The 20,665-nt window shown below is 52.9% G+C and carries 14 protein-coding genes; 11 read left to right on the top strand and 3 right to left on the bottom strand.

Annotated elements, in window-relative coordinates; translation table 11 throughout:
- Positions 1-4: 4 nt before the first annotated feature.
- Positions 5-358: a DsrE/DsrF/TusD sulfur relay family protein gene (locus tag BSPA111_RS13540; RefSeq protein ID WP_183271681.1), complete on the bottom strand. Its 354-nt coding sequence runs from the start codon at positions 356-358 to the stop codon at positions 5-7.
- Positions 359-440: 82 nt separating this feature from the next.
- On the opposite strand from BSPA111_RS13540, the gene BSPA111_RS13535 reads away from it, so the two are divergent.
- From BSPA111_RS13535 to BSPA111_RS13505, 7 genes are all read left to right on the top strand, one after another.
- Positions 441-1,655, top strand: a complete 1,215-nt coding sequence (locus BSPA111_RS13535; protein WP_183271680.1) for a nitrate- and nitrite sensing domain-containing protein — start codon at positions 441-443, stop codon at positions 1,653-1,655.
- 239 nt (positions 1,656-1,894) lie between these two features.
- On the top strand, positions 1,895-3,154 hold the full coding sequence (locus BSPA111_RS13530) for a CmpA/NrtA family ABC transporter substrate-binding protein (protein ID WP_183271679.1): 1,260 nt from the start codon (positions 1,895-1,897) through the stop codon (positions 3,152-3,154).
- Between the two features lies 1 nt (position 3,155).
- A complete protein-coding gene (gene ntrB / locus BSPA111_RS13525) occupies positions 3,156-4,037 on the top strand; it encodes a nitrate ABC transporter permease (protein ID WP_183271678.1) in 882 nt (293 codons plus the stop codon).
- Between the two features lie 10 nt (positions 4,038-4,047).
- Entirely contained in the window at positions 4,048-4,836 is a 789-nt protein-coding gene (locus tag BSPA111_RS13520; protein ID WP_183271677.1) for an ABC transporter ATP-binding protein, read from the top strand.
- A 10-nt stretch (positions 4,837-4,846) separates the two neighbouring features.
- Positions 4,847-8,920 carry a nitrite reductase large subunit NirB gene (nirB, locus tag BSPA111_RS13515; RefSeq protein WP_183271676.1) on the top strand — a complete coding sequence of 1,358 codons (4,074 nt, stop codon included), beginning with the start codon at positions 4,847-4,849 and terminating at the stop codon, positions 8,918-8,920.
- On the top strand, positions 8,917-11,517 hold the full coding sequence (locus BSPA111_RS13510; RefSeq protein ID WP_183271675.1) for a nitrate reductase: 2,601 nt from the start codon (positions 8,917-8,919) through the stop codon (positions 11,515-11,517). Before nirB ends, BSPA111_RS13510 begins: the two co-directional genes overlap by 4 nt.
- 75 nt (positions 11,518-11,592) lie before the next feature.
- On the top strand, positions 11,593-12,993 hold the full coding sequence (locus BSPA111_RS13505; RefSeq protein WP_183271674.1) for a YchO/YchP family invasin: 1,401 nt from the start codon (positions 11,593-11,595) through the stop codon (positions 12,991-12,993).
- A 36-nt stretch (positions 12,994-13,029) separates the two neighbouring features.
- Here BSPA111_RS13505 and narL read toward each other — a convergent pair whose 3' ends face one another.
- Positions 13,030-13,680, bottom strand: coding sequence for a two-component system response regulator NarL (narL, locus tag BSPA111_RS13500; protein ID WP_183271673.1), 651 nt, complete (start codon positions 13,678-13,680; stop codon positions 13,030-13,032).
- Positions 13,673-15,457, bottom strand: a complete 1,785-nt coding sequence (gene narX, locus BSPA111_RS13495; protein WP_183271672.1) for a nitrate/nitrite two-component system sensor histidine kinase NarX — start codon at positions 15,455-15,457, stop codon at positions 13,673-13,675. The genes narL and narX overlap by 8 nt, the downstream gene beginning before the upstream one ends.
- A 305-nt stretch (positions 15,458-15,762) precedes the next feature.
- Between narX and narU the strand changes: the two genes are divergently transcribed.
- The 4 genes from narU to BSPA111_RS13475 all read left to right on the top strand — a co-directional run bounded on the left by narU (position 15,763) and on the right by BSPA111_RS13475 (position 20,529).
- Positions 15,763-17,154 carry a nitrate/nitrite transporter NarU gene (narU, locus tag BSPA111_RS13490; RefSeq protein ID WP_183271671.1) on the top strand — a complete coding sequence of 464 codons (1,392 nt, stop codon included), beginning with the start codon at positions 15,763-15,765 and terminating at the stop codon, positions 17,152-17,154.
- A gap of 320 nt (positions 17,155-17,474) precedes the next feature.
- Positions 17,475-18,182 carry a GntR family transcriptional regulator gene (locus BSPA111_RS13485; protein ID WP_183271670.1) on the top strand — a complete coding sequence of 236 codons (708 nt, stop codon included), beginning with the start codon at positions 17,475-17,477 and terminating at the stop codon, positions 18,180-18,182.
- An 8-nt stretch (positions 18,183-18,190) separates the two neighbouring features.
- Positions 18,191-19,165, top strand: a complete 975-nt coding sequence (locus tag BSPA111_RS13480; RefSeq protein WP_183271669.1) for a sugar phosphate isomerase/epimerase — start codon at positions 18,191-18,193, stop codon at positions 19,163-19,165.
- A 98-nt stretch (positions 19,166-19,263) separates the two neighbouring features.
- Positions 19,264-20,529, top strand: coding sequence for an MFS transporter (locus tag BSPA111_RS13475; protein ID WP_183271668.1), 1,266 nt, complete (start codon positions 19,264-19,266; stop codon positions 20,527-20,529).
- The last annotated feature ends 136 nt before the right edge of the window (positions 20,530-20,665 follow it).

The raw sequence follows: 20,665 nt of genomic DNA, 5'->3' as shown, positions 1-20,665 counted from the left end.
GGTATCAGAACGTTAATACTTTATCAGCGCTTAGTGTCCACTCGGCTAATTCCACCAACGTGCCAATTTCTACACCTTCTACCAGCGGCAGCGCCGAGATACCGCGTCCGTCAGTACACGTTTTGCATAATTTCACTGGCACATTTTGCGCCGTTAAAATCTCAAGCATCTGCTGGATGTTGTAGCCCTCAGCGGGTTTCTGGCCGCGCAAACCGGCGGTCACCGCATCAGACATGAGAAACAATTTCACTTCCGGCTGTGGTTGCTGGTCGCACAGTGCGATTGCCAGCCGCAGGCTGTTGAACAGAGATTCGCTACCGTAAGCAGCCCCGTTAGCAATAATCACAATTTTCTGCATGTTTTTCTCCCTGGCACCTGACGGCACGACTTTTGCTTATATGGAGGTATCAGAAGCACGACTTGCCGTTCAGGAGCGTTTTATGAAGGCTACCGTCACCGTGAATCCTACCGCCCATGACTTTTTAATGGCGGCTCGCACTCGTGGGCGTGAACAGTTGCAGGACATTTTACACATCGGGCAACTCACCGGACGGATAGCCAGGCTCGCGCATATGCTACAGCGTGAGCGAGGGGCTTCCAACATCTGGTTGTGTTCGTCAGGCCAACTTTTTTCGACTGAACGCTCACGTTGTATTGAAGAAGTCGACCAAGAATTAACGCTTTTCAAACAGGCGATTGCCGACCCGAATGACCTGCCGGGCAGCGCTATCCTTGTGAGTCTCGCTTGTGCGCTTCATTACCTCGAGCGTTTACCGCCGCTTCGGGCAGCAATTGCGGAGCAACACATTCAACCTTTGCAGGCGATGGAGCAATTCAACATCACGCTGCGCCATCTACTGAGCATTGTTCCGGAAGTCAGTAACGTGGTGGATGATGCTGGCGTGGTGCGAAGCCTGACCGCACTGTTTAGTTTTATGCAGGGTAAAGAGTTGGCCGGGCAAGAGCGGGCGATAGGTGCGCTGGGCTTCACGTTAGGGGAGTTCAGCGACGTGCTGCGTCAGCAACTGGTCGACCGCATCGACAGCCAGCAACACTGTTTTGATACGTTTTGTAGCATGGTTGACGAGCCGTTGCGGGTGCAATTCAGGTCTTGTAGCGAGCCTTGCCGGGAAACAGAGCAGTTGCGACGAATGGCCTGCACGCGACTGAAGAGTGAGGGTGACGACTCGCCGCGAGCCTTACGCTGGTTTGCGTTGTTAAGCACCAGAATTGATGCTTTGAAAAAGGTGGAAGATGCACTGATTGATGGGGTGATGGCTCAGGCTCAGCGGGCGCTGGGGCAGGGTTTACAGCAACCCCCGTTGAATGAAGACGACATCGCTAATTGGGTTGCAGGCAACGACGGGATGAAAAATGAGCGCTATCTCGATCGCCATTTATTGCCGCTGGTTCGCCAACAAGCCCAACAACTTGAAATGATGGCGCAACAGTTGGCGTCGCTACAGGCCACCATCGAGGAACGTAAAATCATCGATAAAGCTAAAGCGTTATTGATTCGCCATCAGGGGCACAGCGAAGAACAGGCCTGGCAGGTTCTGCGCAAAATGGCAATGAACCAGAATAAACGCATGGTAGATGTCGCCATCGCGATGGTATCGATAGCGGAAATCTGGCAGTTACCTACTAAGGAGTAGCTGCACAAAGCGTGGGCATTTAATGCATTTTTGTGGTGCGCTCACGACCCACTTTGACTGACAAAGTCCCTGATATTGGGCTATCTAAACTGGCATGAGAGTTGCATTGCTTATATGAAGACTATTTTTACCTGAATGGCGCCAATGGCGGTGCCTTCCAGGTTGGACAAAGGCGTCCTTCAATGTGCTTACCCACATTGTTGGGCGTTTTTTTTTATCTTTTTATCAGGATGAAGCCGATGAGCAACAAACCTCTGGTCCTCTCGCGTCGTCGTTTTCTACAGGCGGGTGCCGCTTTAGGTAGCGCAGTTTTGCTCCCCGGCATGATGGGTTCTGCCTGGGCGGCAGGCAGTGATGCCCCTGAGCAAAACACCGTAAAAGTGGGTTTTATTCCGCTGACCGACTGCGCCTCGGTGGTCATGGCGTCGGTCAAAGGCTTCGATAAAAAATACGGTATTTCGATTGTTCCAAGCAAAGAAGCGGGCTGGGCGGCGGTACGCGACAAAATGGTGTCCGGTGAACTCGATGCGGCCCATGTTTTATACGGCCTGGTCTACGGCCTTGAGTTGGGCATTGCCGGCAAACAGCAGGCGATGGCTAACCTGATGACGCTCAACAACAACGGTCAGGCGATCTCGCTCTCCCTGGAGCTGGTAAAGCAGGGAGTCACCGACGGGGAAAGCCTGAAAAAACAGGTGGTAAGCCAGGCGCCTGGCAGTTTTACCTTCGCGCATACCTTTCCGACCGGCACGCACGCGATGTGGCTCTATTTCTGGCTGGCGCAGGCGGGAATCAACCCGTTCACCGATGTGCGCACGGTAGTGGTTCCACCCCCGCAAATGGTGATGAACATGCGTATCGGCAATATGCAGGGGTTCTGCGTGGGTGAGCCATGGAATCAGCGAGCCATCAGTAACAGCATCGGATTTACTGCTGCCACGTCTCAATCAATTTGGCCGGATCATCCGGAAAAAATCCTCGGTACACGTCGCGAGTGGGTGGAGCAAAACCCCAATACTGCACGGGCGTTGGTCGCCGCAATTCTTGATGCATCGCGCTGGATTGATGCCAGTGACGACAATCGCCGCGAAACCGCCAACGTGCTCGCAGGACGAGCTTATCTCAACACCAAAGCTGAATACCTCACCGGGCGCATGCTCGGGCAATACGACAACGGGGTTGGGAAAACCTGGCAGGACAATCACGCAATGCAGTTTTTCCGTGATGGGGAAGTGACTTTCCCGTGGTTATCCGACGGCATGTGGTTCCTGACCCAGCATCGTCGTTGGGGATTGCTGGACCACGACCCGGATTATCTCGCCGTTGCCAAACGCATTAACCGCATCGACATCTATCAGCAAGCCGCAGCAGCCGTGGGTAACGTTTCACTTCCTTCAAGCCCGATGCGAACCAGCACGTTGATGGATGGAAGCACCTGGAACGGCAGCCATCCTGCCGCTTACGCCGCAAGTTTTGCCATTAAACGCGAAGGGGAATGATATGAACACGGCAGCACAAAAACCGTCAGTGCCGGAACTTAGCGCCCCTGTGGGTGAAGTGATCACGCTGCCTCCGGTCGTCGTTCGTCGCCGCAAACCACGATGGCGCCAGCTAAGTTTGAGTCTGTTTCAACGCCTGATCCCCGCCGTTTTCGGTATGGGTTTGTTGGTGTTGGCATGGCAACTCGCCGCGCTCAACGGCAAAGGCTTCCCGACGCCGCTCAGCACCCTGGATTCGGCAATCGTCTTGTTCTCCGACCCGTTCTATAACGCCGGACCAAACGACCAGGGCATCGGCTGGAACATCCTGGCCTCACTTCAGCGTGTGGCTATTGGGTTCGGTCTTGCCGCCATCGTGGGTATTCCTGCGGGTTTCCTGATTGGCCGCTTTACCTTCCTCGCCCGCATGTTTAACCCGATTATCGCGCTATTGCGCCCGGTCAGCCCGCTGGCCTGGCTGCCAATTGGTTTGCTGCTCTTCCAGAAGGCCGAACCTGCGTCGAGCTGGACCATTTTCATCTGTTCCATCTGGCCGATGGTTATCAATACCGCCGAAGGGGTGAAGCGCATTCCGGACGACTATCTCAACGTGGCGCGTGTGCTGAAGCTTTCCGAATGGACGGTCATGCGGCGCATTTTATTTCCGGCGGTTCTCCCTGCGGTCTTAACCGGCGCGCGTTTATCTATCGGCATCGCCTGGCTGGTGATTGTTGCCGCAGAAATGCTGACTGGCGAGTTGGGGATTGGCTTTTGGATCTGGAACGAGTGGAACAACCTCAACGTCGAAAACATTCTTATCGCCATTGTGATTATCGGGGTGGTTGGGCTGTTGCTCGAACAAGGCTTAATGCTGTTAGCGCGTCGCTTTAGCTGGGAAAAATAAGGGGAAAAACATGAAGAAAATTATTCAGGTTCAAAATGTCAGCCAACATTTTTCTACCGCAAGCGGTGAGTTTATTGCACTGAGCAATGTCAGTTTTGATATCGCCGAAGGGGAAACCATCAGCCTGATTGGCCATTCAGGATGCGGTAAATCCACGTTGCTCAACTTGATTGCCGGGATCACGTTGCCGTCTGAAGGGGGGCTGCTTTGCGACAACCGTGAAATTGCCGGTCCCGGTCCTGAACGCGCGGTGGTGTTTCAAAACCATTCACTGCTGCCATGGATGACCTGTTTTGAAAATGTCGCACTGGCGGTAGACCAGGTATTTCGCCGCACCATGAGTCGCGCCGAACGGCGTGAATGGATCATTCACAACCTTGAGCGGGTACAAATGGGTCACGCCATTGATAAACGCCCAGGTGAAATTTCAGGCGGCATGAAGCAGCGGGTAGGTATTGCTCGCGCACTGGCGATGAAACCAAAAGTGCTGCTGATGGATGAACCCTTCGGCGCGCTCGACGCGCTAACCCGCGCCCATTTGCAAGATGCGGTGATGCACATTCAGCAAGAGCTGCGCACCACTATTGTGCTGATCACCCATGACGTGGATGAAGCGGTGCTGCTTTCAGATCGCGTGTTGATGATGACCAACGGCCCTGCAGCAACGGTGGGCGAAACATTGCTGGTGGATTTACCACGCCCGCGCAACCGCGTGGAGCTGGCGGAAGACCGTCGCTATCACCATTTGCGCCAGCAGGTGCTGCGTTTTCTCTACGAAAAACAGCCGAAGGCTGCCTGAGGAGCCGCTTATGAAACCGCAACGTCTGATTGTTATCGGTAGTGGTATGGCCGCCATACGCCTGGTCGAGCAGGTTGTGGCGCGGGCCGCGGGGCGTTTTGCTATTACCGTTTTTGGCGAAGAACCCGGGCTCAGCTACAACCGTATTCAGCTCTCTCCGGTACTGGCGGGTGAGAAACCCGCCAGTACCATGCAACTGCACGATGCTGCCTGGTATGTTTCCCATGGTATTGAGTTATTAACGGGCGAAGCCGTGCTGGACGTGGACACCCAACAACAGACGGTGCGATCGGCAAAGCGCTCGCTTAATTATGACGAACTGGTTTTCGCAACGGGATCGCTGCCCTATATCCCGCCGATTGAGGGGCATACGCTGCCGCACGTCCACGGTTTTCGCACACTGGCAGACGTCGACGCTATTTTGCAAGGCGAAGGAGATGCCGTGGTGCTGGGTGGCGGATTGCTGGGTGTTGAAGCGGCTGCCGCACTTTGTATGCGTGACATCCCCGTGACGCTGGTTCACCGCCAACCGTGGTTGATGGACATTCAGCTTAATCAGGATGCCGGCGTCCTTCTTGAGCAACATCTCGCAGAGCGCGGCATTGTCTGCCAGCTCAACTGCGGCATTGAACGCATCAATACAGATAGCGTGGTGTTGAGCAACGGTGAGGTATTACCTGCCGGGCGGGTGATTATCGCAACCGGCGTAAAACCGAGTATTTCGCTGGCCTTGCGAGCGGGAATCGCCTGCCAGCGCGGTATTACCGTTGATGCGCAACTGCGTAGCGACACTCCGCACATCAGCGCAATCGGCGAATGCTGCGAAATAGACGGGCAGACGTGGGGGCTGGTGGCTCCGTGCCTGCAACAGGCTGATGTATTAGCCGCTCGTCTGTGCGCTGAAGCCACTCATGATTTCTGCTATCAGGATCGTGGCACACGCCTGAAAGTCAGTGGAATTCCACTGTTTTCGGCAGGCGACATCAACGCAGGGCCGGATACCCAGATACTCACCGCATTTGATCCCCTGGCGAAACACTATCGTTGCCTGCATTTGCGCGGCGGCAAATTAGTGGGCGCTTTACTGCTGGGGGATATCACGCCCGCCAATGCCCTGGCCGACATTTTATGCAGCGCAGCGCCGATTACGCCTGCCGTGCTGTTTGATGAATTCCTCTCAGATGAGCAGCCGCTGGCTGCCGGAAATGACGACATGACAAAACAAACGCTGGTAGTCATTGGCCACGGCATGGTCGGCCATCACTTTCTGGAGCAGTGTGTGGCGCAGCAACTCCACCTGCGCTTTCACATTGTGGTGTTCGGTGAAGAGCGCCATCCGGCCTACGATCGTGTCCATCTTTCGGAATATTTTGCTGGACGCAGTGCGCAATCGCTGTCGATGGTTCAGGGGGATTTCTTTAACGAAAACGGCATTGAACTGCGTTGTCACAGCAAAGTTGTAGATATTGACCGTAAGCAACGCCTGGTGCGCGATGACCAGGGGCATGAAATTTTCTGGGATAAACTGGTACTGGCTACCGGATCGTATCCCTTTGTCCCACCCGTACCTGGCCACACGCTTCCGGCCTGTTTTGTCTATCGCTCGCTCGACGATCTTGATGCAATTGCGGAACGAGCGCGTCACGCCACGCGTGGCGTGGTGATTGGCGGCGGTTTGCTGGGGCTGGAAGCAGCAAACGCCCTTAAACAGCTTGGCCTGGAAACGCATGTGGTGGAGTTTGCCCCCAACTTAATGGCGGTACAGCTCGATAACGTGGGTGCCGCGATGTTACGTGAGAAAATAAGTGATATCGGTGTTCAGGTGCATACCAGCAAATCCACCACGGCGATTACTGAGGTTGAGAGTGGCCTGCAACTCAATTTCTCCGATGGCGAAACGCTGAGCACCGACTTAATCGTCTTTTCCGCCGGTATTCGCCCGCAAGATGAATTGGCGAAAAGCGGAAATTTGGCCGTTGGCGAGCGTGGCGGGATAGTTATCAATGACCACTGCCAGACCAGCGACAGCACGATTTACGCCATCGGTGAGTGTGCGTTGTGGGAAGGGAAAATCTTTGGCCTCGTCGCACCCGGTTACCAGATGGCACGCGTCACGGCGGCGACCCTTGCAGGACAAGAGTCCGGGTTTCACGGTGCGGATATGAGTACCAAACTGAAGCTGCTGGGTATTGAAGTGGCCTCATTTGGTGATGCTCATGGTCGCACGCCAGGCAGCCAGAGTTACCAGTGGACCAACGGTCCGCAGCAAATCTACAAAAAGATCGTGGTTTCTGGCGACAACAAAACTCTGCTGGGAGGTGTGTTGGTGGGCGACAGTAGTGAATATGCGCAACTGTTGCAAATGATGCTCAACGCCATGCCTTTGCCCGCCCAACCCGAAAGCCTGATTTTACCTGCATCGGCGGGTAGTACGCCGAAGGGTTTAGGTGTGGCGGCGTTGCCCGACACGGCGCAGATTTGCTCGTGTCACAACGTCAGCAAGGCGGATATTTGTTCCGCAGTGAACATGGGAGCAGATGACATGGGGGCGATTAAATCCTGCACCAAAGCGGCGACGGGCTGCGGAGGTTGTTCGGCGCTGGTGAAACAGGTGCTGGAGTACCAGTTACACCTGCAGGGTGTGGAGGTGAAAAAGGACATCTGCGAGCACTTCCCATACTCACGACAAGAGATTTATCACCTGGTACGCGTCAACCACATCCGCAGTTTTGAGCAGCTGATTAGCCGCTACGGTCACGGTCATGGCTGCGAAATCTGCAAACCGCTGGCGACCTCTGTACTGGCATCATGCTGGAATGAATACCTGCTAAAACCTGCACATTTGCCGCTACAAGACACCAATGACCGTTATTTTGCCAACATCCAGAAAGACGGCACTTACTCCATTGTTCCGCGCGTTCCTGCGGGGGAAATTACACCGGACGGGCTGATTGCTATCGGCCAGGTGGCAAAGCGTTATCAGTTATACAGCAAAATTACCGGCGGTCAGCGCATAGACTTATTTGGCGCACGCCTGGAAGAGCTGCCAGCGATTTGGGCAGAATTGGTCGCGGCGGGATTTGAAACCGGTCATGCCTACGGAAAATCGTTACGCACGGTGAAATCGTGCGTGGGTTCGACGTGGTGTCGATACGGCGTACAGGACTCGACAGGCCTCGCGATTGAGCTGGAAAACCGTTACAAGGGGCTGCGCTCCCCGCACAAAATCAAAATGGCGGTTTCTGGCTGTACTCGTGAATGCGCCGAAGCACAAAGTAAGGACATCGGGGTGATTGCCACCGACAAAGGCTGGAATCTATATGTCTGCGGTAACGGTGGCATGAAACCGCGGCATGCGGATTTGTTTGCCAGCGATTTGGATCGTGAAACTCTGATTCGCACCATCGACTGCTTGCTGATGTTTTACATCCGCACCGCCGACCGTTTACAGCGCACCAGCACCTGGATGGATAACCTTGAAGGTGGCATTGACTATCTGCGAGAGGTCATTTTGCACAACAGCTTAGGCCTTACCGACGAGCTGGAAAAAGAGATGAGTAACGTGGTGGAAACGTACCAGTGCGAGTGGCAAACCACGCTCAACAGCCCGGACAGACTGGCGCTGTTTCGCTCATACGTTAACAGCGATAAACCTGACGAAGCGGTACAGCGTCAGAATCTGCGCCAGCAACGACAGCCCGTCAATGAGGTGACACATCCGCAAGCACTGCTTCCGGTAAAACCGTGGCAGGCGGTATGTGATATTAACGCGATCCCTGCGCAGGCTGGAATTGGCGCACGCCTGGGCGAGCATCAAATCGCGCTGTTCCGCATAGGTGAGACTATTTACGCCCTCGATAATCTCGAGCCGGGTAGCGATGCCAACGTCCTATCACGCGGGATCGTGGGTGACGCCAGCGGCGAGCCGATTGTGATTTCCCCACTGTATAAACACCGAATTCGCTTGCGTGATGGATGCACGGCAGACGGTGAACGGGCCGTGCGTGCGTGGCCGGTAAAAGTCGAACAGGGCACTGTGTGGGTGGGGAATCAGGCGCTGATTATGCGTGCGGTGGCATCATGAAACGCGCGGTGCGTTCCACGTGCCCTTATTGCGGGGTTGGGTGTGGCGTTGAAGCTGAGCAAACAGCAGCCGGAACCTTCGTCATAAGCGGCGACAAACAGCATCCCGCAAATTTTGGGCGATTGTGCGTGAAGGGCGCGGCGCTTGGCGAAACGCTGGGGCAGGAAGGGCGTTTGCTGTATCCCGAAGTTAACGGCGAACGCGTGGAATGGAGTGCTGCACTGGATGAAACGGCGCGACGACTCAATGCCATTATTGAAGAGTTCGGCCCGAAAGCGGTGGCGTTTTATGCTTCCGGTCAACTGCTGACCGAAGACTATTACGTTGCGAATAAACTGATGAAGGGATTCATCGGCGCGGCCAATATCGACACCAATTCACGGTTGTGTATGTCTTCGGCCGTGGTGGGCTACAAACGTGCATTTGGCGCAGATTACGTTCCGTGTAGTTATGAAGACCTGGAACAAACCGACCTGGTGATATTGACCGGTTCTAATGCGGCCTGGGCGCATCCGGTACTTTATCAACGCCTGGTGCAAGCCAGGCAACAGCGTCCGACGATGAAAATTGTCGTCATCGATCCGCGCCGAACCGCGACCTGCGACATCGCAGATTTGCACCTGGTGCTGCGACCTGGCAGCGATGCCGCACTGTTTGTCGGCCTGCTGAATGACCTGCATCAACAGCAACGCCTTGTTGCCGGACAGTTTGATGGGCAAAGCGCGGCGTTGGGTCTTGCTGAAAGCTGGGATCTGGCAAAAACCGCCGACTTTTGTCAGCTCAATCAGGAGGATGTGCAGACGTTGTGGCAATGGTTCAGTCAGTGCGATCGCGCCATGACGCTCTACACCATGGGAATTAATCAATCCTCGAGCGGTAGCGACAAATGCAACGCGATAATCAACGTCCATCTGGCGAGTGGCAAACTTGGGCGGCCAGGCTGCGGCCCGTTTTCGCTGACCGGACAGCCAAATGCAATGGGTGGGCGCGAAGTGGGTGGATTGGCTAATCAACTGGCCTGTCATATGAATTTTGATGCTGCAGATATTGCCAGGCTAGGGCGTTTCTGGGGGAGTGAACGCATTGCCCAAACGCCGGGGCTGATGGCGGTGGAACTGTTTGCTGCCATCGGGCGCGGCGAAGTTAAAGCAGTATGGATAATGGGCACGAATCCAGTGGTTTCGCTGCCCGATGCGTCGCGTGTAGAACGGGCGCTGGCGAACTGCCCGCTGGTGATCGTTTCTGACGTGGTGCGTGAAACGGACACGTCGCGTTACGCTTCGGTCAGATTCCCGGCGCTGGCATGGGGTGAGAAGAACGGTACTGTCACCAACTCTGAACGCCGGATTTCACGCCAGCGTGCGTTTATGCCCGCCGCGGGCGAGGCACGGGCAGACTGGTGGATACTGGCGCAAATCGCGCAACGTCTGGGTTATCGGGATGCCTTTAACTGGCGACATCCACACGACATTTTCAGCGAGCATGCGGCGCTTTCCGGTTTTGAAAATAATGGATCTCGCGCTTTTGATATCAGCGGGCTGGCCAACCTGAGCCGTGAACAGTATGACGCGCTGGAGCCGGTACGTTGGCCGGTCTCCACACAGGGTCATCAGCCCTTTAAAAGCTGGCGCCCAGATGGCAAATTCCAGATGGTGCCCATCGAACCGGAATTACCGCAGGCTGTTGCTGATGTTCACTATCCGCTGATCCTCAATAGCGGACGGATCCGCGACCAGTGGCATACCATGACGCGTACGGGTCTCGTTCCGCGTTTAATGCAGCATATCAATATGCCGCTATTGGATATTCATCCACTCGATGCAAAACGTTACGGTGTCACCAACGATGGATTGGTGAGAGTTGTTTCGCGGCTGGGGGGAATGGTGGCGCGTGTGCAGGAGAGTGAAAGCCTGGTGCCAGGCAATGTGTTTATCCCCATGCACTGGAGTCAACAGTTTGCCCGCAAAGGGCAGATTAATAGTCTGGTAGCGAGCGTGTGCTGTCCTCATTCCGGGCAGCCGGAAAGCAAGCAAACGGCGGTGCGTATTCAACACTGGCAGCCGTCATGGCGGGGAGAAATATTTGCCCGCAATCAGATAGCGCTTACCGACGATATTCAGTGGTGGCGGCAGGCTTCTGCTGGCATACACCATTTTCTGTGCGCCGCAGACACGCCGCCTGAGTCGTGGATTGAAACGCTGAGTGCTGCGAGAGGCTGGCAGTTGCAATATGCCCAAGGGAATAGCGAGTTTTATAACGTGCTCGCCTGGCACGCAGGTGAGCTGCAACTGGCGTTTTACAGCGCGAAAACGTGGCCAGATATTCACGCTGCTTCGGTGGTTGCGGGATTTGAAACAGCGCCGCAAACGCCACAGGGGCGCCATCTTTTGCTGGGGGGAAAAGCGGCGGGAACCCTCATTGATGCCGGTCGCACCGTGTGCACCTGTTTTAGCGTAGGGGAGAAATCTATTACGCACGCCATCGCGTCGGGCTGCCATTCGGTAACCATGCTCGGCGAGAAACTGCGCTGTGGAACCCAATGTGGTTCGTGTGTCCCTGAACTGAAAACGCTGCTCGCTAAGACCCTCGACACATGACGAAAGTATTTCAGGAGTAATCTGTGTTTACCCCTTTTGGCGTGATTTGCAGGGTTAAGATGTTATAATTTCCAGATGTTTAGAAAAGCGGTTCCGTTGTTTACCCTTTCATATGCACTCCTCAGCGCGGGAGGGGCTGCCAGTACCCGGCAGACCTTTATCGAGCAAGCCGAAAACCCTTTTGACCAAACCACTGAACAGTTGCCCGACATGGGCCTTGCGCCTGAAAGCGATGCCGCGGCGCGTGAAATCGCCGCGATGGCAAAGAAATTCGGTGAAGCCAGTATGTTGGATGACGGGCTGGATTCGGGTGAACAAGCGCGGATGTTCGCTTTTGCCAGGCTGCGGGATGTATTAACGGACAAAGTGACCAACGAAGCCGAATCGTTATTGTCGCCCTGGGGTAAAGCCAGCATCAATTTGCGAGTCGATGAACACGGTAACTGGAGCGGCAGCAGCGCCTCGCTTTTCAGTCCCTGGGAAGATAACAATCGTTACCTGACCTGGAGCCAGATAGGTTTTGCCCAGCAGGATGATGGCATGATGGGTAACCTTGGCGCCGGGCAGCGTTGGGTTGCCGGGCAATGGTTGTTGGGCTACAACGCTTTTTATGACAATCAGCTCTCCACCCATTTGCAACGCGCAGGGTTAGGCGCTGAAGCATGGGGAGAATATTTACGTCTTTCGGCAAATTTCTATCAGCCGCTCAACAGTTGGCAAGAAGGCGATAGCGAAACGCTGGAGCAGCGCCTTGCACGGGGTTATGACGTGACCGCGCAAGCCTGGCTACCTTTTTATCGACACATCAATACCAGCCTGAGCTTCGAGAAGTATTTTGGTGACAGTGTTGATCTGTTTGATAGCGGCACCGGTTATCGCAACCCTGTGGCGGTGACGATGGGATTGAACTACACGCCGATCCCTCTCGTCACGCTCACAGCCCAGCATAAGCAGGGTGAGAGCGGCGTGTCGCAGGATAATCTTGGGCTGAAAGTAAACTATCGTTTTGGTGTGCCGGTGAGCAAACAGCTTTCTGCTGCCGAAGTGGCGACCACCAGTTCGCTGCGCGGCAGTCGGTATGACAGCGTGGAGCGGGATTCGCTGCCGGTGCTGGAATATCGCCAACGTAAAACATTGTCGGTCTTTTTGGCCACGCCACCCTGGGAATTACAGCCTGGTGAAACGGTGGCACTCAAGTTGCAAATCCGTGCCAGCCACGGGATCCGAAGCATCATCTGGCAGGGCGACACGCAAGATCTGAGTTTGACGCCACCTGCCAATAATCGTGATACCAACGGCTGGAGCATGATTATGCCTGCATGGAACGAGCAGGGGCCACACGAGTACCGTCTGTCTGTGGTTATCGAGGATGATAAAGGCCAAAAAGTCACGTCTAACTGGATTACGTTGAAAATGGCGGAACCGCTGCGGGTGGATCCGCTCAACGATCCACGTTACGAGTTATTACCCGAATAGCTCGCGGCATCCACCGTTCATCGATGACACAAGTAATCAGAAAATACGATCCTGATGCACCCAAACTGCCGCTTCTACGCGGGATTTGAGCTTCATCTTTTTGAGCAGATGCTTAACGTGAACTTTCACTGTGCTTTCCGTGATGTCGAGACGACGAGCGATCATTTTGTTCGGTAAACCCTGAGCGATCAGCTTGAGAATGTCGCGCTCACGCGGCGTCAGAAGGTTCACATCGCGGTCAGATGTGGCGCGGTTGGCGCGTAAACTTGCGGCCAGCACTGGCGTTAGCGCTTCGCTAAGCACCATCTCCCCCGCAGCGGCTTGTTGCAACGCTTTGAGTAAATCTTCCGGCTCCATGTCTTTCAACAAATAACCATCAGCCCCTCTCTTCAGCGCGGTGACCACATCTTCTTCATGGTTTGAGACGCTAAAGACCACGATGCGGCCAGAAAGCGGTTTTTCGCGCAGGCAATCCAGCGTTTCCAGACCGTTCATGCCAGGCATATTCAAATCCAGCAAGATCAGATCAGGGTCGAGTTCCTCCGCCAGCAGTACGCCTTGCGCGCCATTGCCCGCTTCGCCCACGACGGCCAGTTCCGGCGCCATACTGATCAATTGTTTAACGCCAGTACGCAGCATCGGATGATCGTCGATTAGCAAAATGGTCGAGGCTTCCGGGTTACTCATGATGGGCTCCTGTGGCTATTTCGGGGATAAAACTCACGACGACTTGAGTACCGCCACCTGGGCGGGCAAGCACCTGGCAGTCACCTTTTAGGCTCTGTGCGCGGTCTCGCATAATAATCAGTCCGTAGTGATTGCGGCGTTCACCGTTGTCGGGGATACCACAACCGTTATCCCATATGGTTAAGGTCATTTGATTCTCGCGGTGTATCACGCTTACCCCACATGCTGTGGCGCTGGCGTGTTTCAGGCAGTTATTCAATGCTTCACGGGCAATTTGTACCAGATGAATCGCCTGATGTGAGGGCACCAGACGCGGCGGCACTTGATAATCGAGGACCACCGGGAAGCCGAGTTTTTCACTAAATTCGCGACAACTCTCTTCGAGCGCCGGACGCAATCCAGGTTCGGTCAATTGCAAACGGAAGGTGGTCAATAATTCGCGCAACTGGCGCCATGAAGTATTCAGTTCGCTACGCATCTGACCGAGTAATGTCTGCATTTCAGGAGGCAGTGTAGCCCCCTGCATTTGCAAACAGCTGACCTGCATCTTCAGGCAGGAGAGCGATTGGGCGATGGAGTCGTGTAATTCGCGCGCAATAGCGGATCGCTCCTCCATGACTACCAGTTGCTGTTGGCGTTCATACTGGCGCTCCAGCGCGAGGGTGGCCGTCAATTGCTCCATCAGCGTCAACACTAATTGCTGTTGGTCATGCGTCAGGCTGCTGCCAAGCGGTAACTGCGCCAGCACCAGACCGTATTGAATATGGTTATCGGTTAATCGCCATTTTTGCGGTGTCGTTTCGCAAGGCTCTGGGCTGGGTTCACGCGGGCAAAGATGACAACCGCTGGCTTCACAGCTGCTGTCGGGCTGGTAGGTATACTCTTCGTAATTCTCTTCGTCTTCATACTCGTAGACCCGCAGTTCGAGATTACGCAGCGGCGTCAAATGCTGTAGATCGCTCAAGACCGGGGACAGGCGCTGACACAGCGGTGCCTGAGAGTGCAAACGGCGATTAGCCTGATACAGAAATGACAGCATCTGATTTTTTTGTTCAAGCCCAGCGGTTTTCTCGCGTACGCGCTGCTCAAGGCTTGCGTAACTTTCCGCGAGTTCTTCCGACATACTGTTTAACGCCACACCCAGCGTCGCCATCTCATTTCGACCCCGCACATTGACGCGATGGGTGAAGTCACGCTGCCCAATGGCTTGCGCCATGGTCAGTAACTTTCGCCACGGACGCAGCAGGCGTTTGCGCAACCAGATGACCGTGAAAATGATCAGCAAACCCATTAACGCGGCCATACCCAGTTGCAACTGGATAATCCGCTGCAGGCGCAGTTCGGTTGTGTGATCAAACGTCGTGACCAGTTGATCAATGCGCCCGACGAAACCCGCTACGTGGGGTTTAACCTGTTCGGCATTTGTGGCACGACGCAGAGCAGGCTCTAACGCCTCGCGCCAGTAATGTTGCAGCGCGGCTAATTTATCTTGTTGCCCGTCTTGTTCTGCCGCTTCTTTTAAGTCATCGCTCCAGGTGGTTTTTTCCATCTCATCAAGCAGAGCATTGTCTTTCTCGGTGAGCGGAATGGCGGCCAACAGACGATAGCTTTGCATGCGCATCGACCCGGCTTTATTGATTGCGTGCGCGTTGCCCTGAATACCTTGTGCCAGCCAACCCGCAAGACTCATTCCCGCGACACCCAGCAGCGCCAACAGCAGCACAATCAATGCCAGTTGGTTAAACAAGGTGAGTGGAGACAGCAGGCGTTTTAGCATCGTAAGGTGAGCTCCGGGGCGGATAGAGAATGCGCGTATTCTCAGACATCCCCTGGAGTATACCCATACCCATTAAGGATTACCCACAAATAGCCATAGGTAGCATCTCGTGGTGTAAGGGGATTAACACTGCGGTTCAGCCATGTGAAAAACCACACTATTTTCATGATTTATCATTACCCACAAAGAATGATGGTCAATTTTTAGGCGTGATTCAGATGGTTTATCCCTTGATTCACATCAATTTTTATTCCCAATTAGCACCTAATGTGGCGGCAATTACTCTCACAATTTTTGAGGTGTTTATGTCTCAGTCTCCCGAACAAAGCTCAAAAACGGGTTCGCTCATTACTGAATGGCGGCCTGAGGAACCTGCGTTTTGGCAAAGTAAGGGTCATGGCATTGCCAGCCGCAACTTATGGATTTCCGTACCTTGTTTATTGTTAGCGTTCTGCGTGTGGATGCTGTTTAGTGCGGTAGCGGTCAACCTGAATAAAGTGGGTTTCAACTTCTCCACCGATCAGCTGTTTATGCTGACTGCACTGCCGTCTGTTTCTGGCGCCTTATTGCGCGTGCCTTACTCTTTCATGGTGCCGGTCTTTGGCGGTCGCCGCTGGACGGCGTTCAGCACCGGGATTTTGATTATCCCTTGTGTCTGGTTAGGTTTTGCGGTGCAAAACCCAGCAACGCCATTTGGCGTGTTCATCATCATTGCGCTGCTGTGTGGTTTTGCGGGGGCAAACTTTGCTTCCAGCATGGCGAACATCAGCTTCTTCTTCCCGAAAGCAAAACAGGGTGGCGCGCTGGGTATTAACGGTGGCCTGGGTAATCTCGGCGTGAGTGTCATGCAGTTAGTGGCTCCGTTGGTGATTTCGCTTTCCATGTTCGCTGTATTTGGCGGAACCGGTGTTGAACAAGCGGATGGCACGATGCTGTTCCTGGAAAACGCCGCATGGGTGTGGGTGCCCTTGCTGGCGATTTTCACCCTTGCAGCCTGGTTTGGTATGAATGACCTGGCGACCTCGAAAGCCTCTCTGAAAGCGCAATTACCGGTACTTAAGCGTGCTCATCTTTGGATTATGGGCGTGCTGTATCTGGCGACGTTTGGTTCGTTTATCGGTTTTTCTGCCGGTTTTGCGATGCTGGCAAAAACCCAGTTCCCGGACATTAACATTCTGCACTTCGCCTTCTTCGGCCCGCTGTTTGGTGCCCTGGCGCGTTCAGCGGGTGGCGCAATCTCCGACCGCTTTGGCGGGACTAAAGTGTCGCTGATTAACTTCGTGTTTATGGCGGTATTCAGTGCGCTGTTATTCACCACGCTGCCGCACAATGGTGTGGGCGGTAACTTCATCGCCTTCTTCGGTGTGTTCCTGATGCTGTTCCTGACGGCGGGTTTGGGGAGCGGTTCCACCTTCCAGATGATCTCAGTTATCTTCCGTAAATTGACGATGGACCGCGTGAAAGCGCAGGGCGGAACTGAAGAAAGGGCGCTGCGCGAAGCCGCGACCGATACTGCCGCAGCGCTAGGGTTTATCTCTGCGATTGGTGCAGTAGGCGGGTTCTTTATCCCTAAAGCTTTTGGTACATCGCTTGCTTTGACCGGTTCTCCGGCGGGCGCGATGAAAGTCTTCCTCGTGTTTTACATCGTCTGTGTGGTGATTACCTGGGTCGTGTATGGCCGTAAATCATCCAAATAATCGCCGTCATTCTTCGAGCTGCAGGGGTGTTGGCTGCACTTACTCACCCCAGTCACTTACTTTAGTAAGCTCCTGGGGATTCGTAAGTTTGCCGCCTACCTGCAACTCGAATTATTTAGGCGATAGTTGAGTTGTTTTTGTGTTATCCCTTGCGCGCGACTTCGGTCGCGCTTTTTTTTGCCTGAAAAACCTCCGCGACCTGCTTTATTCTGAGAGAAACCTCACATTTAGAATATCTACTCCCCCAGGGACCATTGTCACACTCGTTGGCTGAGAGTACCGTGACTGAAAAATCTGGTTTAAACCAAATGGGTTCAAACATGAAGAACACCTCAACAGTAGAAGCCGCAAAAGAGATGCTTAACGACTGGCTCAACAAAGGCGTTGTCCAGCCGGGCGGTAAATTACCTTCTGAGCGTGAATTGGAAGAATTACTGGGCATCAAGCGCATGACGCTGCGACAGGCGTTGTTGTTTCTTGAAGGGGAAGAGAAGATCTTTCGCAAGGATCGTCGCGGCTGGTTCGTTGCCTTGCCGTGCTTCAAATACAGCCCTAATACCTCCACCAGTTTTAAGCAGGCTGCACTGGAACAGGGGCGTTTGCCATCCTGGGGATTTCTGGAAAAAGAGCGAGTTTATAGTGCTGAGCCGGAAATTTTGTCGCAGTTGAATGTGAACGACGGCGATGAAATGTACAAAATCAGCGGGTGGGGTGCCCTTGATAACCATAAAGTTTTCTATCACGAAACGTTTATCAACGCGCAGCTCGCCCAAGGGTTTATCGACAAACTAGGCGACCGTTCTTTTGTCGACGTTTGGCAAGAAGACTTCGGCAAAACCTCGCGCACACAGCATTTAGCGTTTAAACCGACACGGCTTTCGGTGGGCGCATGCAAAGGGATGGGCGGCACACCAGGCACCCCGTCTATACGTGTTGAAAAATACCGAGCTGACGAAGCCGGGCACGTTATTCAGGTTGATATCGAATATTGGCGTTTTGAATCTGTAGAATTTTTTATCGATTTATAGGAGTTACCATGGATAGCATCCAGGCTACAAAAATTGTTGAGCGTGTCGCGGGTCTGCCGCTTTATCTGCATGCATATGCGTTCCATTTAAATATGCGTATGGAAAAGATCCTACCGGAAGATTTGCTGGATATCGCCAGCCAGCAGCAACTGAAAGGCGTAAAAATTCATGTTGTGGATGGTGAAAGCCAGTCGTTAAGGCATGCCAGCGATGAACGGCTAGACCGCTTTGCGGCGAAAGCACGCCAGTTAGGATTGGATGTTCATATCGAAACCAGTGCATCGAATGCTGCGACCATTGATGAAGCGGTGAATATTGCGCTGAAATCGGGTGCAACTTCTGTGAGATTTTACCCACGTTATGAAGGCACGCTCTCTGAGGTAATGGATATCATTGCCAAAGATATTCAGTACATTAAAAAGCAATACCAACACTGCGGCCTGACATTTACCCTTGAGCAACATGAAGATCTGCAAAGCCATGAACTGGTGCAGTTGGTCCAACAAGCCGACTTCCCGCAGCTTTCACTGCTGTTCGATTTTGCCAATATGATTAATGCTAATGAAGAGCCACTCGAAGCATTAGCGGTGATGGGAAAAGAAATCACCCAGGTGCATATCAAAGATGCGTTGATTAATCACGAAGGTGAAGGGCGTGGGCATACAGCGTGTATTTCTGGACAAGGTGAATTACCTTTTAAAGAATTACTCCTGCAATTAGTTTGTTTGGGTGAGGATAAACCACAAGTCACTGCATTCGGTCTTGAGGAAGAAGTCGATTATTATGCTCCGGCATTTCGTTTTACCAATGAAGACAGTAATCCGTGGATACCATTACGTGAAATGAGTGAAACGCCGTTGCCAACGTCCGGGCTTGATGAGCGACTGAATAAAGAGATTGATGATGCAATGAATCAAATACGTCATGTACGTAATATTCTTGACGATCTCAATAAAGATGCCTTGGCTATTTTACAAAAATAAATTATCCGAAACGTTTAAATTCAGATCTCTCACTGCTCGTGAGATCACTGAGCTTTTAAAAAAATAATTAATTCCGCTAATCCAGGTGTGGGTGTTTTATGCTAACTAAAAAAAGATGGACCATATTTAGCTTGTTGGTTCTGTGTGGTGGGACAATATATAAATTGCCTTCATTGAAAGATGCATTTTATGTCCCTATGCAGGAGTACTTCCATCTGACCAATGGGGAAATCGGCAATGCGATGTCGGTCAACTCGATTGTCACGACCATTGGTTTCTTCTTATCCATCTACTTCTCCGACCGTTTGCCACGTCGGTTTACCATGTCTTTCTCGCTGATTGCCACAGGCTTGCTCGGCATTTATCTGTCAACGATGCCAGGCTACTGGGGGATCCTCTTTGTTTGGGCATTGTTTGGCGTGACCTGTGACATGCTGAACTGGCCGGTGTTGTTGAAGTCGGTGAGTTTGCTCGGCGATAATACGCAACAAGGGCGACTGTTTGGTTTCTTTGAAACAGGACGAGGCATTGTTGATACCATTATTGCGTTTAGCGCCCTGGCGGTATTCACCTGGTTTGGCAGCGACTATTTCGGCTTTAAAGCGGCTATTCTCTTCTACTCATTTATTGCGATTGTCGTGGGTGTTGTCATTCTCTTTGTATTGAAAGAAAGCCCAGAAGAGCAAGTGGCTAAAAAAGAGAAAGACATCACAAAAGAGAGTCGTCCTGGATTGGGTGGGGTATTAAAAAATAAAACCGTTTGGCTCATTGCCTTCAGTGTATTCTGTGTTTACGCAGTCTATTGTGGTTTAACCTTCTTTATTCCATTCTTAAGGAATGTTTACGCACTGCCGATTGCACTGGTAGGGGCGTACGGGATTATTAACCAATATTGTCTGAAGATGGTCGGCGGCCCAATTGGTGGGTTAATTGCGGATAAGGTTTTAAAATCCCCAAGCAAATATCTGTTCTATACCTTTATTATTAGTGCCGTTGCATTGGTTGGCCTAATTCTATTACCCCATGAACATATGCCAGTTTATTTGGGTATGGCCTGTACATTACTGTTTGGCGCGGTGATCTTTACCCAACGTGCGGTGTTCTTTGCGCCTATCGGTGAGGCGGGTATCAGTGAAAAAAATACCGGTGCAGCGATGGCGCTGGGTAGCTTTATTGGCTATGCCCCTGCAATGTTCTGCTACAGCCTGTATGGGTACATTTTAGATTCACAACCGGGTCTTATTGGTTATCAAATTGTGTTTGGTTTGATGGCCGTGTTTGCCTGCGCAGGTATTATCATTTCCGGTCTGCTGATTAAAAACATTCGTGCGGCACGTCTGTCTGAATCATTAGCGTCTGCCTGATTAAGACACAAAACGGTATGGGGTTTTCCAGTCTTGTGGAAAGCCCCATTTTCATTTCGTCGCTACCACTTTTCCCGACTTACCCCTTAATACCCAGCCTCGTGAATTTCTACTCCTTACCTGTTGTGGTGATTAA

Origin of the sequence: Buttiauxella sp. A111, assembly GCF_014189855.1 — a bacterium.
In the GTDB taxonomy this organism is placed as follows: Bacteria; Pseudomonadota; Gammaproteobacteria; order Enterobacterales; family Enterobacteriaceae; genus Buttiauxella; species Buttiauxella selenatireducens.
The sequence above is the reverse complement of the archived record's forward strand: the minus strand, read 5'-3'. Positions and strand labels throughout refer to the sequence as shown.